Source organism: Collinsella sp. LCP19S3_B6 (assembly GCF_052121815.1).
GTDB lineage: Bacteria > Actinomycetota > Coriobacteriia > Coriobacteriales > Coriobacteriaceae > Collinsella.
Genome location: NZ_JBQKDN010000056.1, coordinates 1 through 319 on the forward strand (window position 1 = coordinate 1; position 319 = coordinate 319).

The 319-nt window shown below is 61.4% G+C and carries 1 protein-coding gene; it reads right to left on the reverse strand.

Going from position 1 to position 319, the window contains the following annotated elements:
* A partial coding sequence (locus tag ACTQWD_RS08730; protein ID WP_441559756.1) for an amino acid permease occupies positions 1 to 311 on the reverse strand: 311 nt, incomplete at its 3' end.
* Between the last annotated feature and the right edge of the window lie 8 nt (positions 312 to 319).

A 319-nucleotide genomic window follows, 5' to 3' on the forward strand; every position in this document is an offset into this window, starting at 1 on the left:
AGCACGGAATCGCCCACCATGGTCTCGACTGCGACGATCATGCCGTAGTCGGGGTCGATGGAGTCGGCCGGGATGGCGGCGCCGATGCCGAAGCCAGCGAACAGGTAGATGGCGCCAATGGTCAGGCCGCCCAGGATGATGGACTTCGGAATGTCGTGGGTCGGGTTCTCCATGTCCTTGGCGAAGGTGCAGATGACCTCGAAGCCCGTGAAGTTGAAGATGATGATGGACAGGTAGCCCAGGGCGTTGGTGTTGGTGAGCTCGGGCAGGAAGGTGGCGGCGGACATGTCGTTCGCGAAACCGTTCTCCATGGCATACC